The 14254-nt window shown below is 47.1% G+C and carries 14 protein-coding genes; 12 read left to right on the forward strand and 2 right to left on the reverse strand.

What is annotated here, in order from left to right:
* Window positions 1-6 precede the first annotated feature (6 nt).
* The 9 genes from GKG41_RS06370 (at window position 7) to GKG41_RS06410 (ending at window position 8661) form a co-directional block, all read left to right on the forward strand.
* Window positions 7-549 carry a nitroreductase family protein gene (locus GKG41_RS06370; RefSeq protein ID WP_154257707.1) on the forward strand — a complete coding sequence of 181 codons (543 nt, stop codon included), beginning with the start codon at window positions 7-9 and terminating at the stop codon, window positions 547-549.
* Window positions 546-2018 carry an FAD-dependent oxidoreductase gene (locus GKG41_RS06375; RefSeq protein WP_154257708.1) on the forward strand — a complete coding sequence of 491 codons (1473 nt, stop codon included), beginning with the start codon at window positions 546-548 and terminating at the stop codon, window positions 2016-2018. Before GKG41_RS06370 ends, GKG41_RS06375 begins: the two co-directional genes overlap by 4 nt.
* 12 nt (window positions 2019-2030) lie before the next feature.
* Window positions 2031-4157, forward strand: coding sequence for an FAD-dependent oxidoreductase (locus GKG41_RS06380; protein WP_154257709.1), 2127 nt, complete (start codon window positions 2031-2033; stop codon window positions 4155-4157).
* Between the two features lie 11 nt (window positions 4158-4168).
* Entirely contained in the window at window positions 4169-4831 is a 663-nt protein-coding gene (locus GKG41_RS06385; protein WP_154257710.1) for an NADH-ubiquinone oxidoreductase-F iron-sulfur binding region domain-containing protein, read from the forward strand.
* A gap of 81 nt (window positions 4832-4912) precedes the next feature.
* A complete protein-coding gene (locus tag GKG41_RS06390) occupies window positions 4913-6022 on the forward strand; it encodes an ROK family transcriptional regulator (protein ID WP_154257711.1) in 1110 nt (369 codons plus the stop codon).
* A gap of 176 nt (window positions 6023-6198) precedes the next feature.
* A complete protein-coding gene (locus GKG41_RS06395; RefSeq protein WP_154257712.1) occupies window positions 6199-7377 on the forward strand; it encodes a Gfo/Idh/MocA family oxidoreductase in 1179 nt (392 codons plus the stop codon).
* A 240-nt stretch (window positions 7378-7617) separates the two neighbouring features.
* Window positions 7618-7977 carry a DUF2089 domain-containing protein gene (locus GKG41_RS06400; protein WP_154257713.1) on the forward strand — a complete coding sequence of 120 codons (360 nt, stop codon included), beginning with the start codon at window positions 7618-7620 and terminating at the stop codon, window positions 7975-7977.
* Window positions 7978-7999: 22 nt separating this feature from the next.
* Window positions 8000-8386 (forward strand): hypothetical protein, encoded by a 387-nt coding sequence (locus GKG41_RS06405; protein WP_154257714.1) that lies wholly within the window; start codon window positions 8000-8002, stop codon window positions 8384-8386.
* A gap of 11 nt (window positions 8387-8397) precedes the next feature.
* Window positions 8398-8661, forward strand: coding sequence for a hypothetical protein (locus tag GKG41_RS06410; protein ID WP_154257715.1), 264 nt, complete (start codon window positions 8398-8400; stop codon window positions 8659-8661).
* A gap of 90 nt (window positions 8662-8751) precedes the next feature.
* On the opposite strand, the gene GKG41_RS06415 is transcribed toward GKG41_RS06410, so the two are convergent.
* Together GKG41_RS06415 and GKG41_RS06420 are read right to left on the reverse strand one after the other, a co-directional pair.
* The gene (locus tag GKG41_RS06415; protein ID WP_154257716.1) at window positions 8752-9675 is read right to left on the reverse strand and encodes a sugar phosphate isomerase/epimerase; all 924 of its coding nucleotides are present in this window, start codon (window positions 9673-9675) and stop codon (window positions 8752-8754) included.
* A gap of 18 nt (window positions 9676-9693) precedes the next feature.
* Window positions 9694-10650: a sugar phosphate isomerase/epimerase gene (locus GKG41_RS06420; protein WP_154257717.1), complete on the reverse strand. Its 957-nt coding sequence runs from the start codon at window positions 10648-10650 to the stop codon at window positions 9694-9696.
* 172 nt (window positions 10651-10822) lie between these two features.
* On the opposite strand from GKG41_RS06420, the gene GKG41_RS06425 reads away from it, so the two are divergent.
* The 3 genes from GKG41_RS06425 to GKG41_RS06435 are packed head-to-tail and all read left to right on the forward strand — an operon-like array spanning window position 10823 to window position 14143.
* Entirely contained in the window at window positions 10823-11968 is a 1146-nt protein-coding gene (locus GKG41_RS06425) for an ROK family transcriptional regulator (protein ID WP_154257718.1), read from the forward strand.
* A gap of 13 nt (window positions 11969-11981) precedes the next feature.
* Window positions 11982-12971, forward strand: coding sequence for a sugar phosphate isomerase/epimerase (locus GKG41_RS06430; RefSeq protein WP_154257719.1), 990 nt, complete (start codon window positions 11982-11984; stop codon window positions 12969-12971).
* A 23-nt stretch (window positions 12972-12994) separates the two neighbouring features.
* On the forward strand, window positions 12995-14143 hold the full coding sequence (locus GKG41_RS06435) for a Gfo/Idh/MocA family oxidoreductase (RefSeq protein ID WP_154257720.1): 1149 nt from the start codon (window positions 12995-12997) through the stop codon (window positions 14141-14143).
* The last annotated feature ends 111 nt before the right edge of the window (window positions 14144-14254 follow it).

Here is a 14254-nt window from a genome sequence, read left to right on the forward strand (position 1 = left end):
GTCTTAATGAAAGAGACAATTCAGGATCTGTTAAACAGAAGATCTGTAAAAGAATTTAGAGAAGAGCAGATTACCAGGGAAGAATTGCTCACAGTTCTTTCTGCCGGTATGAACGCGCCCACGGGGGGCAATCAGCAAAGCCCCGTTTTTCTTGCAGTACAGAGCAAAGAATGGATGGAACGCCTTCGCCGGCTGAACGGTGAGATTGCGGGAGCGCCGGAAGGATTTGATGTGTTCTACGGGGCCCCTGCCATTATTCTGGTTCTGGCTGAGAAAGGAAAAGGAAATCCGGTGGAAGACGGTTCACTGGCTATAGGCAATATGTTGAACGCCGCCTATGCTCTGGGGCTGGGCGGCAGATGGATACACCGTATCCGGGAAACCTTTGAGCAGCCTCTTGGAAAAGAACTTTTGAGAGAGGCCGGATATGAGGGGGAATATATAGGAATAGGATCCTGCATTCTGGGATATCCCAAAGATGGGTTTCCCGCCCCTCTGAAAAAGAAAGATAACTATTATAAAATAATTCCCCAGGAGGAAAAGGTATGATTAAAATAGAGACAGATTTGGCAGTCGTGGCAGCCGGACCCGCCGGCCTTGCCGCAGCCATCACAGGCGCAGAAAAAGGACTGGATGTGTGTGTATTTGAGAAGGCAAAAGTAGCGGGGGGAACTGCCAATATGGGAATGGGGCCTTTTGCTGTGGAAAGTCATATTCAAAAGGAACATATGATAGGTCTCACAAAAGAAGAAGCGTTCCGGATGATGATGGATTATACCCACTGGCAGACAGATGCACGCCTTGTGCATGACTATTTCTGGAAGTCGGCGGATACCATCCAGTGGCTGGAGGATATGGGAGTTCAATTCGCGGGAGCCATGAAATACTATCCGGAATCAGAGGCTACCTGGCATGTGGTTCAGCCCTCTGACGGCAGTATCCCAGGTCCCAGAGCAGCTTCCACTATGACGAAAATCATGTATGAGAGAGCCGTGGAACTGGGTGTACATTTCTACTTTGAGACCCCGGTTACCCGGCTTCTCCGGGAAGCGGATGATATCATCGGGCTGAACGCATCCGGAAAAGACGGGGAGACTTATGAGGTAGACGCCTTGAGTGTAGTGATCGCCACAGGAGGATTTGGGGATAATCCGAAGATGATTCAGGAAAACTGCGGCTTTGAATACGGCAGGAATATGTTTAATTTCCGGGTACCGGGTGTTGCCGGGGACGGAGTGAAGATGGCCTGGGAAGCAGGTGCCGGCAAAGGGCATATGGAGATGGAAATGATCCTCTCCTCAGAGGTGACTGCTTCCGGGGAAGACTATCTGTTCACCGTGGGATTCAGCCAGCCCCGCTCTTTGATTGTTAATAGAGAAGGCGAACGTATTATGAATGAAGAAATTATGCAGAATGCAGCGGAGTCCGCAAATGTCTGCAGACGGCAGTCAAATCAGGCATTTTATGCGGTCAGCTGCGACAATATCTTTCAGCTCTACAGCCAGAAGGGCGTTGACTGGCCAAGCGGTGTGCTTCACGGGGATTATCTGGCTCATGTGGACGAGGAAATGCAACGGGCAATGGAGGCCTTTCCCGGATCCATTGCTATTGCAGATTCTCTGGAGGAGGCAGCAGAAGAAATAGGAATAGATGCCCGGGCCTTACGGGAAACCGTAGAAGAATACAACACTGGCTGCAGGGAGCATTTTGATGATCTGTATTGCAAGAGCAGAAAATACTTATCGCCAATAGAGGGCAAAAAATATTATATTATGAAATTTCTTCTTGGCGCTTACGGCTCTCTGGGAGGAATAAAGGTTAATTCCCGCCTTGAAGTGCTCCAGGAAGACGGACATAAACTGTATGGATTATACGCGGCTGGATCCGATGTATGTGACTTATATGCCGGAACGTATCTGTACAAGCTTCCCGGCAACACCATGGGATTTGCGGTGAATTCCGGGAGGATGGCGGCAGAGCGGGCAGCAGCTTACATAGATACCATGGAAGAAGAGTAGAGGGGAAGGCTTATGGGTAAAGTAAAGCTTGTCATAGACGATCGCCTGATCGAGGCATCTGAGGAACAGAGTGTCCTGGAGGCTGCGCTGCAAAACGATATTTATATTCCGCATATCTGTACCCATCCGGACCTTCCGGTACAGGGGAACTGCAATTTGTGCGTGGTGGAGATTCAGGGGCAGGAAGGATATCCCTGCGCCTGTGAGACGAAGGTCCGGGAGGGGATAAAAGTAGTCACAAAATCCCCGGCATTGTCTAAGAAACGCGGGATGGCCATGGAACTGATGCTGGCCGGACACCCCCACGACTGCAGCACCTGCAAACGCTACGGCAAATGTGAATTCCAGGCCATGCTCCAGTATCTGGGGACAGTGCATTCCCGAATGAGAACGGTTCACAGCAAAACCACATCCATCAATACGGATAATCCCATTATTGTCAGGGAGATGGAGCGCTGCATCAAATGCGGAAGATGTGTCCGCATGTGTGAGGAGGTCAGGGGCGTTGGAATCTGGCAGTTTAAGCAGAGGGATGGAGAGACCTATATAGGCACAAAAGATGATATAGCGCTTTGTGAGGCGGACTGCCGTTTTTGTTCTGCCTGCGTGGAGGTATGCCCCACAGGAGCGCTTCAGGATGCCCCCGGACTGTTCCGGGAGGATCTTCCGAAGGAGGATGCCCTGGTGCCCTGTACGGCAGAATGTCCGGCGCACATTGATATTCCCTCCTATGTCCGGCTGATAAAAGAGGGAAGCTATTCAGAAGCCGTGGGGGTTATCCGGGAGAAAGTGCCCTTCCCCCATGCGCTTGGATATGTATGCAATCACAGGTGTGAGTCGGGCTGCAAACGAAGTGCATTAAATGAGTCTGTATCAATCCGGGATCTGAAACGGTTTGCAGTGGAACATGATACAGAAAGGGTCTGGGAAGGAAGAGGCTTCAGAAAAGCGCCCACGGGAAGGAAGGTGGCCGTGGTGGGAGGAGGACCTGCGGGAATGACGGCTGCCTATTATCTGACAAAACTCGGACACAAGGTAACGGTATATGAAAAACAGAAGATAGCAGGGGGACATATGACGGGAGGGATGCCGGAATACAGGATTCCCACCAAGGATGTAAAGAAGGAATTGGATGATATCGTAGCAGCCGGTGTGGAGCTGATCTGCGGTCATACGGTAGAATCTGCAGAGCTGCTGAGAAAGGAGTACGATGCTGTCCTGGTAGCGGTGGGAACTTCCATAGGAAAAAAACTAAATTACCTTCCCGGCTCCGATTTTAAGCAGGTTTATACGGCTGTGGATCTTCTCCGGGCAAGCAGGCTGCAGCAGGAAATCCAGCTGGGAAGACACTGCTGTGTAATCGGGGGCGGAAATGTGGCTGTGGATGCCGCCAGAACACTGGTGCGTATGGGCATTTCCGCCACTATGATATGTCTGGAAAAGGGAGAGGCGAAAAAATCCGATCCGGAGGAACTGCAGGAAGCCATAGAAGAAGGGGTAACTGTGCTGGAAGGATACTCCAATGAGGCGATTGAGGGCACCCCGGGACAAGTTACCGGCCTGAGGGTCCATCAGATATATGATTTTTATTTTGACACGGAAACCGGAAAACTGGTGGAGAACCAGATTCCTGATTCCACAGAAATACTGCCCTGTGATTCTATCGTATTTGCCGCGGGGCAGGCAACCGGACTTACGGAGTCATTTGGTCTGAAATTGAATCAGTTTGGGTTTCCGCTGGATCCCAAGTCTGGAAAAAGCGGTTATGAAACCAGTATAGACGGCGTATTCTGCGCAGGGGATGTCATTACCGGCACCCGGTTTGTAATCGACGCAATCGCGGGGGGAAGAGAGGCGGCGCGGCGGATTGACTGCTACCTGGGAGGGGACGGAGAGATTGACGAGAATCTTATTCCCCGAAGCCGCAGCCCCAGAATCGGAAAAGCCCAAGGATTTGCCAAGGCCAAAAGAGAGCATATGCAGGTAAAACCTGCAAAGGACCGCAAAGAGAACTTTGAGCCCATCGCAGACGGATTTACCTGCGGACAGGCAGACTGTGAGGCTAGCCGATGCCTCCAGTGTGATCTGAGGAAAGATATTAACCGGGTGAAGGTCTGGTCAGAATATGGAAACAGATAGGAGGCGGCGGAATGAACTGTAATGTGGGAATAGAATATGTTCCTGATTTTTCAGAACTGGAAAAAGGAATAGATAAAGATGGAAATACCCTGTGTCCGGTCCATTGGACAAAAGAGTGCATCCGGGCTGCCAGGCTGCATATATGCGGGAAGACGGTAGCCTGCAGGGAGGGACTTACACAGATGTACCTGATTACCCAAGACATTACGTCAGGGGCAGGACGTGCCCGGGATCTGGAACTGCTGGAACAGACAGCTTCCTATGTGGCAGAAGCCGGAGGGTGCAGGACAGCAGAAAAAGCAGCGGCTAATACGCTAAAAAGCCTGGAGCTCTACCGGGAAGAGTGGGACAACCACTGCAGGAGAAAGCGGTGCGCTGCTTTTGTCTGCAAAAGTTATTACTCAGTGATCTGCTATCCGGAAAAATGCCAGGGATGTACAACATGCATGGAGGTATGCCCCGCCGGTGCTATTTCAGGAGGGCCCGGACTGATCTGTGTGGTGGACGAATCCCTCTGTCTGCGATGCGGCAGGTGTATAGAGGCATGCCCTCACGGTGCCAGAGGCAAAGCCGGGGAGATGCGCCCTAAATTGCCGGAGGCCCCAGTTCCGGTGGGCAGCTTTACTGAAAAAACAGGAGGTGCCAGGAGAAAAAGGAAGACACATACCCATTAGAAAATGCTTTGACAAAACTCTAACAAAATGTTAGGCTACTCTTATAAGATCAAAATGGACAATAAGTAGTAGGAGACAGATATGGAGAGTACAAAGAATAGCGATGTTCGAGCCAATAACCGAAAAAGAGTAGTCAATACATTATTTCGTGAGGGGCCTATGACCAAACAGGAACTGGCGTTAAGGCTGGATATCAGCCTGCCTACAGTAACACTGCTTCTAAAAGAGATAACAGAAAAAGGACTTGTGACAAAGGGAGAGGTATTAAGTTCCACCGGGGGAAGAAAGCCGGTATGTATCACCCCTGTCTATGATATTAAGTATTCCATCGGCGCGGAGATATCCATGCATGAGATACGGCTTGTTATGATCGATCTTGGATCTAATATTGTAGTAAAGGAATCTTACCCCTATGGTCTGGAGAGAAGCAGAGAGTACTGGGAGAAGATCAACTGCGTGTTAATGGATTTTATGGATAAAAATATAAAAGACAGGGATAAGCTTCTGGATATCGGCATCACTCTTCAGATTCCCATGAAGGACGGTGCAGCAATGTGGAAAAAGGATACCCCCCAGGAACAGAGAGTGGATCTGGAACTGGCGGAATCCTGCTTTGAGCTGCCTGTCAAATTCAGAAACAGTGCAAAGATGGCGGCAATTGCCCAGATATGGGCGTTGAACGACAGGGAGAATTTTGTCTTTGTTTCTCTTGGCTCTTATGTGGGAGGAGGAATTGTCTATAATAGTGTGATTATGGGATTTTCAGAGCTAAACGGACAGTTTGGCAGTCTTATGATGGGACCGGAACATAAGAAGCTGGAAGAAGTGTGCACGGCAAAATCCATCTGCCAGAGGGCTGGTGTGGCTTCTGTGGATGAGCTGATGAAAGGAATAGAGGAAGGCAATATCAGATTTCAGAAGATTTGGGAGGAATACCTGGACACTCTGAGCATTATGTTCTATAATCTACACTGCATATTTGGCTGGAAAATTGTCATTGGGGGTTCCATGAGCCCTTATCTGGCCGGAAGCAAAGAGAAGCTGGAATATCAAATCAGCAGGATGAATGATCTGGAAGAAGAGGATGCTTCTTATATTCATATCAGTGATCTGGGGGCTTACGGTGCCGCTGTAGGGGCGGCTATGCTTCCCATTGATGAATTCCTGGAGTTTGGCTATAATGAACTGTAAATAGAGGATTTGAGGAAACGACAGGGCTTCGGCTCTGCCGTTTCTTTTTACCGTAAAACTTTCTCCTGTAATTTCCAGCAATTTTCCCAAATATATTGACATTTCCACCTGTATTAAGGTATACTTAAGTTATTAAGATAGTTTTGTAAAAGTATAATATAAAAGGAGCGATGGAGATGTTACAGCAAAAAACAGGAGTAGGTGTAATCGGGTGCGGGACGATCAGCGACGTGTACCTGACGAATATCAAAGAGCATTACCATAATCTGGAGGTAATTGCGTGCGCGGACATGTATCCGGAGAAGGCAGAGCAGACAAAAGAAAAATATGGAATTCCCACTGCCTGCACGCCAGAGGAATTGCTGGCAGATGAAAAGATTGAGATTGTGCTGAACCTTACGGTTCCGGCCGTACATTACCAGATTAACATGCAGATTCTCAACGCCGGCAAACATGTATACTGTGAAAAACCACTGGCATTAAGCCTGGAAGAGGCAGATACTATTGTGAATACAGCCAGGGAAAAAGGGCTGCTTGCGGTCAGCGCACCGGACACTTTTCTGGGAGCTGGAGCACAGACCTGCAGAAAGCTGCTGGACGAGGGTACCATAGGCAGACCGGTAGGATTTACGGCAAATATGGTAGCGCCGGGGCATGAACTCTGGCATCCGGCACCTGCATTTTATTACAAGAAGGGGGCCGGCCCTATGCTGGATATGGGACCCTATTATATTACTACGCTGGTTTCTCTGCTGGGTCCCATTCAGAGGATTTCCTGCTTTGCTGTGGCAGGAAAGACCTGCCGTGAGATACAGGGGAAAATGGTTGAGACAGAGGTTCCTACTCATTATGCGGGAATTATGGAATTCGCCTGCAAAGCTGTGGGGAATATTAATATGAGCTTCGATGTGTGGGATTCCGATCTTCCTATGCTGGAGATCTACGGGACCGACGGGGCTTTATCTGTACCGGATCCTAATATGTTTGGAGGAGAAGTAAAGATTTACAGTGGAAAGAAACTGAAATCTATGGTTGATGCAGAGACAAGGCCTCATCCGGCAAAGCTTATGACTATGGTGTCACGAAAAGGGGAATGTTCGGAAAGGGTTGATTTGTTGTTTCCTGCAGATCCGGATCCCCGCTGTAATATGAGAGGACTTGGGCTCTCAGATATGGCCCGGGCATTGAAAAACAACAGGGCCAGCCGCCTGAACAGTGAACTTTCCAGGCATGTCGTGGAAGCTCTGGCTGCTTTCCAAATAGCCGCAGATACAAACACTGTATATGAGATGAAAACAACATGTAAAAGGCCTGAAGCTATGCCGGAAGGACTAATGCTTTGGGACACTGAATAAAAGAAAAAGACAGGAGCAGCCGCAGTATGGAGTATGGATACTGCGGCTTTTGCTGTAGTTCCCTTTATTTTATATGGCATTTTACTTTAAGAATACCTGGGGCAGACTAAATTCAATTCAAAAATCAACAATATTAAACATAAAATTAAAAATATTAATATATAAATAAATAATATTAATATATTTATTGACATTTTAAAAACACGGTGTTATATTGTTAACAAGAGAGGAAGTGAGGCAATGAATAAAATCATAAGCCGCTGCCCGGTATGCAATCATGAGCTCACTGTGGCAAGGCTAAAATGTGATTCCTGTGATACAGTTATTGAAAATAATTTTAAACTCAGTAAATTTGATTATCTATCAGACGAAGAACTGTATTTTACGGAGACATTTATCCGGTGCAGGGGCAATATAAAAGAAGTGGAGAAGGAGCTCAGTATATCCTATCCCACAGTAAGGTCTAAACTGGACGCTGTGATTAAAAAACTTGGCTATGAGACAGACGCCGGGGAACAATCTATGAAAAAGGAAGAGATCCTAAAAGCACTGGAAAACGGAGAGATAACAGCAGAACAGGCTATTGCGCAGCTAAAATAATAAAAAGGGAAGGATGTTAGTTATGGACGAAAAACTGAGAATATTAAAAATGGTGGAAGAGGGAACAGTTACCGCTGAGCAGGGTGCGGAGCTGATGGCAGCTTTGAATATTGACCTGCCGGCGCAGCAGACAGGGCTTGTAAGAAGCAGCTATGATAAGAAAATGTTCCGCATTATCGTAGACAGTACATCTGGCGATAAGGTGAAAGTGCAGTTCCCAGTAGGGGCAGTGAGAAAGATTTTGAAAGCAACCGGAAAACTCCCTATACCGGAAAAAGACCTGCAGGGAGTGGATCTTTCCAGTATGATGGATGCCATATCCGAATGCCTGGATGATGAGATTGACGGTGATTTTGTGAATGTTGAAGCGGCAGACGGAACCACAGTAAGGGTATTTGTTGACAAATAGAGGGCAGGTATATGCGGGTTAAAATCAGGACAAAGGATTTTCGCTTTTTTATGCCTGTACCAGTCACTTTGATTGGAGTTGTTGTAAAGATGCTCCCTGACAGGGTGTTTGAGGAGATGCGTGCAAATACGCCTGCTCCTTACTGCAGCTTGGTTACAAAGGAGAATATCAGCATGATACTGGGAGAATGCACGGATATTCTAAGAGAGAATAAGGGACTTGAAATCCTTCATGTAGAGGCTAAAGACGGTACGTTTGTATCCATAAAACTGTAAAAGAGTACGGGAGGTTTATCCCTTCGGATAGGAGCAAGTCCCCGCCTGCCGGTTATATCGGCAGGCGGGGACTTGTTTTATGAGAACAGGTTACTTATATATTTTTCCCAGAACCTGATGAATATAATAGGAAGAAAGCGCCATAGAGGCAAGCAAATCAGGAGTTCCGTCATCTTCCACAGACACCCAGCCCTTAAACCCATGCTTTTTCACCAGTTTCCAGAGCGCTTCCATAGGCAGTACGCCTTCTCCCGGCTCCCAGAACCAGCGCCAGCCGTCATCTCTTATCTCGACATCCCTGTCGTGGCGGATCTCGTCAGGAACATTAATAGAATCTGTGTCCTTGAAATGGAAGGTACAGATACGCTCTGCATATGTATCGTAGAAATCCAGAAGATCGTCTCCCAGAATTGCTATCTGGGCGGTATCCAGGCAGTAGAAGACATATCTGGGATCTGTCAGTTCAATCAGTTTCCGGTGGTTTTCTTTATTAACGGCACAGAAAAATTCATTGTGAATCCCAATCTGAATCCCGTTTTCAACGGCGTACCGGCCGATGTCATCCAGTACCCGGGCCGTATTTTTCAGGGCCTCGTCGCTTAGGGGGCCTGCCTCCGAATAATTTTTGGCAGGGCATACATTCAGATGTCTGCCCCCGAAGGCTTTCAGTATATCGATGGCATCTTTTCCGGCCTGTACAACTTCATCATGTTTTTCTGCTATCTCAGAATCATCGCATCCGTGGAACATACCGCTCACTTTTACCCCCCTCTCCCCTGCAAATGCAGCGAATTCCTGAGGTGTGCCGAAAAGCCCCAGCATTTCATTTAAGTCCCAGGGCGCAATCTCGATTCCGTCAAAACCGGTTGCCTTGTGATACCTTAAAATCCGGTCCCAGTCCATAAAATAGGAAACATTGCTTTTATCTTCATAATACAAATCACGAAAGTTCGGTATCTCTTTATACGGGATGGTTTTCCAGTGGCTCATATGGGAAAGTTTAATATTTGACATGTTGAATACCTCCATTTCTTATGAAACAAGTGTCTGGTTAATATAATAGCGGGTTCTTAAAAGAGAGCGGCACACATCGTAGGAGTGACGGCAGTTAAAAACAACCTGTCCGTCATAGCCGACTTCCTGCAAGGCATCATACACGGCCCGTAAATCCACCGTTCCCTGGCCTATATCCCGGAATACCTTAGTGGCTGCTTTTGCCGGATATTCAGGCATAACCTGTTTGTATGCCTCCTGATCGTCTGAGAATGCGGTATCTGTGAAATGTACCACACCGATTCTTTCCCGGTTCCGTCTGATAAAGGCAGCAAGGTCTGTCCCGGCAATCTGAAGATTGGCGGTGTCTATGTCCAGGTATACAGGACCTTTCAGTCTATCAGCGAATTCCTCGATGCTGTCGCCTTTCACTAAAGTCCAGTATTCATTCTTAAGACAAAGCTTTACGCCTGCTTTCTCTGCATAGATGGCCAGTTCGTCTATGACTTCAGCAGTTTTTTTCAGAAATTCCTTCTCCAGTTCGCCCATGGACTCTCCGTCCTGAAGAAGGGAGGATACAGCATAATAAGTGGGGGTGACAGAGAGTGTAACTGCTTCGGTACCTGCAGCCTTTGCAAACTGGATAGCCTCTTCTGCATAATGTTTCAATCCCCCGAAGTACATCATCATATTACCGCTGCAGAAAAGGGTAGGGTCCAGATGGATACAGCTGATCCCTTCAATTCCTTTTCCTTTCAGAAATTCCATATAGTTTTCTACGGATGTGTACTTGACAGTGACGGAACGAACGGTGAGAGGAATACCGGATCGCCCTCCGAAATCCCATTTTGGCTCATAAGGAAATTCAATCTGCCGGAATCCAGCTGCATGGATAAGGGTATAAAGTTCATCCCAATAGTACTTTGATTCCCGTTTGTTGCGGTTAGGGGCCTGATGGTGTAAATCTACGGCTTCAGCGCTAAAACTCATGTTCATAAGGTTACCTCCTGAATTCAATATTTGGTTAAGTTGTTGCCTTCCTACTTGTTAAGATAAAGGAAAAAGATAGTAATGTCAATAGTTTTGTAAAATAATTAAAGAAAAGTATTAAAAAAAGATTGACAGAAAAAAGGAAGTATTGTAATCTAGAAATAACAAGGGAGGGGGGATGCAGATGTCACCACCTGGCATTAACCTGATGGAAGTCCGCCATGTGAACAAGCACAGTGTAGTCAGGGCACTTCATGAACAGGGAGCGATGACAAAACAAGAGATATCCAGAACACTGAATCTGAGTCTGGCAACTGTAGTAACGTTAATTAAGGAATTAACGGAGGAAGGGATTGTGGAGCAGGGTGAGCTGCTGGAATCCACAGGGGGACGGAAACCAGTGGTCTATCAGATCGTGGGGAATGCCAAGCTGTCTCTGGGGGTAGCCCTCACGGGACATCATATCCGCATAGCCCTGGTCAATTGGAAACATGAAGTCATTGAAAAATACCGGGAAAAAATCACTTACAGCAATTCAGAAACCTACTGGAGACACGTCTATCAGGAAGTAATGAAGGTGCTGAAAAAAGAACGGATTACCAGCCGGAATTTCGTGGGCCTTAATTTTGTCATTGATGGAAATATTATTCCGGATGCGGGATACGAAGATATTATACCTGTAGGTATTTTTGACGGACTGGATGTATCAGTCATTAAAGATATGTATCTGTGCCCCGTATATTTCTGCAACAGTGTGAAGGCAGCGGCTTATTCCAATGTAGGCAAGCTTTCGTCCAGAAATACTTGTGTCTATATTCAGTTTGACCGCACTGTGGGCGGGGCTGTGATCGCCAACGGAACATTCTGGGGGCTGTCCAACCGAACCGGGGAATTCGGCCACATGTATTTCGGAGAAAATAATAAGAAGTGCCAGTGCGGCAATTACGGCTGCCTTCAGACCTACTGTTCCAGTGATGTCATCCGGGAAGAAAGCGGTATGGAGCTGGAAGACTTTTTCAGAGAGATTGAGCAGGGAAATAAAAAGTTGATGTCTGTGTGGAACAGCTATAAAAAAAATGTAATCCAGGCTGTCTACAATCTCCGGGTGATCTTTGATATTAATGTAATGATAGGCGGTGAGATGGCGCCTTACCTGAAACGGTGGGAAGAGGAACTCAAAGAGATCCTCCGCATGCTGGACATCTATCAGGAACAAAAAGACTATCTGCAGTTCAGCAACGGAGGGGAGTTTGACGGCGCTATCGGCGCAGCTTTGATGGTTCTGCAAAAGGAAGATGAAGACGATATTGAATTTATAAAGTAGGAGGTATTATATTATGAGCAGACTTTTAACACTTATGACATGCCAATGGGCAGACATGGAACTGGATGAGATTTGCAGGAAGGCTAAAGAGTTCGGATACGACGGTCTGGAGCTGGCCTGCTGGGGACAGCATCTGGATCCCAAACGTGCGGCAGAGGATGATGCCTACGTGGCAGAGGTCAAAGCAGTATTGGAAAAATATGATTTAAAATGTGAAGCTCTTTGCGCACATATCATTGGTCAGTGCGTGGGGGACTATAACGATCCCCGCCTGAATAATTTTGCACCTGCCGAGCTGGCAGATAAGCCGGATGAGATCCGTGCCTGGGCCATTGAAACTATGAAATACTGCGCTGTAGCGGCGAAAAAAATGGGCTGTTATGTGGTTACCGGATTTGTGGGCTCACCCATTTGGAAATATATCTATTCCTTCCCCCAGACAACAGAGGAAATGGTTGAGCAGGGATACCAGGAGATTTATAATCTTTGGGCACCTATTCTGGATGTGTTTAAAGATAACGGGATTAAATTTGCGCTGGAAGTACATCCGGGGGAGATTGCTTTTGACTATTACTCTACCAAGAGGCTTCTGGAGAAATTCAGAGACAGGCCGGAGTTCGGGCTGAACTTTGATCCCAGCCATCTCATCTGGCAGGGGGTTACGCCTCATCTTTTCCTGGAAGATTTTATTGACAGGGTTTACCATGTACATATGAAAGACGCAGCCGTTACTCTTAATGGAAGAAACGGACTTTTGGGCTCACATATTGACTTCGGGGATCTGAGAAGAGGCTGGAATTTCCGTTCCCTTGGCCACGGTGATGTTGACTTTGAGAGCATAATCCGTGTGTTGAATGCTTATGAGTATCAGGGACCTCTTTCAGTCGAGTGGGAAGACAGCGGCATGGAGCGTGAGTATGGGGCAAAAGAAGCTGCTGCATTTGTGAGAAAGATTGATTTTTGCGCATCCGATTTTGCATTTGACAGTGCTATTGCGAATTAAGCAAAAGATGGGAGGGAAGTAAAATGAGAAAACTTAGATATGGTATGGTAGGCGGAGGACCTGGAGCTTTTATCGGAGGTGTTCACAGAAAGGCAATTGCCCTGGAAGAGACGGCACAGTTGACCGCCGGTTGCTTCAGTTCCAGGGAAGAAAAAAACAGAGAATGCGGAGAATTTTACGGGATTTCAGCAGACAGGATTTATGACGATTACATGGCAATGGCAGCGGGAGAGAAGGACAGGGAGGATAAGATTGACTTTGTCAGCATAGTCACCCCTAATTCTACCCATTATGAGATCAGCAAGGCATTTTTGCAGGCTGGGATCCATGTTATGTGCGAGAAGCCTCTGTGTTTTACCACAGAACAGGCAGAAGAACTGTGTGCCATTGCCAGTGAGAAAAAGCTGCTTTTTGGGGTAATGTATACATACTCCGGTTATCCAATGGTTAAACTGGCAAAAAAATTAATTGAAGAAGGAGAGATCGGTGAGATTGTCAACGTCAATGCCGAATATCTCCAGGACTGGCTGATAGATGAAATCGGCGGAGGAGACCAGAGTACAACCAAATTGTCCGTTTGGCGTACGGACCCTGCCAAATCCGGTATTTCCAACTGCGTTGGAGATATTGGAACTCATATTGAAAATACGGTAGCCTATATGACTGGACTCCATCCCAGACGGGTGTGCGCAGCCCTGGACAATTACGGCATGGACTTGGATCTGAATGCCAACATCCTGGTGGAGTACGAAAACGGGGTCCATGGAATCTACAGCAGTTCACAGGTATGTGCAGGCCATCTCAACGGTCTGGTGGTTCGTATCTTCGGAAGCAATGGGGCAATTGAGTGGGTTCAGGAGAATCCCAACTATCTGAAGGTAGTAAAAAAAGGACAGCCGGATCAGATTTATCACAGGGGGACAGGATACATCACAGGAAGTGCGGCAGAACTCAATCATATCCCGTCCGGGCATCCGGAGGGCCTGGTGTTTGCAGTGGCAAATCATTATCATGGCTTTATGGAGGCTGTCTGCAGGATGCTGGAAGGCAATCCGGAAGCAGCGGCACAGGCGGACTATCCAAAGGTAGAAGAAGGGGCTGAAGGAGTGAAATTTGTACATGCAGCGGTGAAAAGCTCAGACTATGATAGTATATGGGTGGATATTAAATAAGTAAGCAAGTTATAGAACCCGGGATATATAGGGCTAGGATTTGGGAAATTTCTAAAAATACTTTTTTCCATTTAAAATATGCACACTTTTTGCTATGATATTATTAAAAGT

This window comes from Lactonifactor sp. BIOML-A5, from assembly GCF_009677585.1.
GTDB lineage: Bacteria > Bacillota > Clostridia > Lachnospirales > Lachnospiraceae > Lactonifactor.

Excerpts from the sequence above, each read along its gene's own strand:
- GKG41_RS06370 (WP_154257707.1), top strand. The coding sequence starts at position 7 with ATGAAAGAGACAATTCAGGATCTGTTAAACAGAAGATCTGTAAAAGAA.
- GKG41_RS06375 (WP_154257708.1), top strand. The coding sequence starts at position 546 with ATGATTAAAATAGAGACAGATTTGGCAGTCGTGGCAGCCGGACCCGCC.
- GKG41_RS06380 (WP_154257709.1), top strand. The coding sequence starts at position 2,031 with ATGGGTAAAGTAAAGCTTGTCATAGACGATCGCCTGATCGAGGCATCT.
- GKG41_RS06385 (WP_154257710.1), top strand. The coding sequence starts at position 4,169 with ATGAACTGTAATGTGGGAATAGAATATGTTCCTGATTTTTCAGAACTG.
- GKG41_RS06390 (WP_154257711.1), top strand. The coding sequence starts at position 4,913 with ATGGAGAGTACAAAGAATAGCGATGTTCGAGCCAATAACCGAAAAAGA.
- GKG41_RS06395 (WP_154257712.1), top strand. The coding sequence starts at position 6,199 with ATGTTACAGCAAAAAACAGGAGTAGGTGTAATCGGGTGCGGGACGATC.
- GKG41_RS06400 (WP_154257713.1), top strand. The coding sequence starts at position 7,618 with ATGAATAAAATCATAAGCCGCTGCCCGGTATGCAATCATGAGCTCACT.
- GKG41_RS06405 (WP_154257714.1), top strand. The coding sequence starts at position 8,000 with ATGGACGAAAAACTGAGAATATTAAAAATGGTGGAAGAGGGAACAGTT.
- GKG41_RS06410 (WP_154257715.1), top strand. The coding sequence starts at position 8,398 with ATGCGGGTTAAAATCAGGACAAAGGATTTTCGCTTTTTTATGCCTGTA.
- GKG41_RS06415 (WP_154257716.1), bottom strand. The coding sequence starts at position 9,675 with ATGTCAAATATTAAACTTTCCCATATGAGCCACTGGAAAACCATCCCG.
- GKG41_RS06420 (WP_154257717.1), bottom strand. The coding sequence starts at position 10,650 with ATGAACATGAGTTTTAGCGCTGAAGCCGTAGATTTACACCATCAGGCC.
- GKG41_RS06425 (WP_154257718.1), top strand. The coding sequence starts at position 10,823 with ATGCAGATGTCACCACCTGGCATTAACCTGATGGAAGTCCGCCATGTG.
- GKG41_RS06430 (WP_154257719.1), top strand. The coding sequence starts at position 11,982 with ATGAGCAGACTTTTAACACTTATGACATGCCAATGGGCAGACATGGAA.
- GKG41_RS06435 (WP_154257720.1), top strand. The coding sequence starts at position 12,995 with ATGAGAAAACTTAGATATGGTATGGTAGGCGGAGGACCTGGAGCTTTT.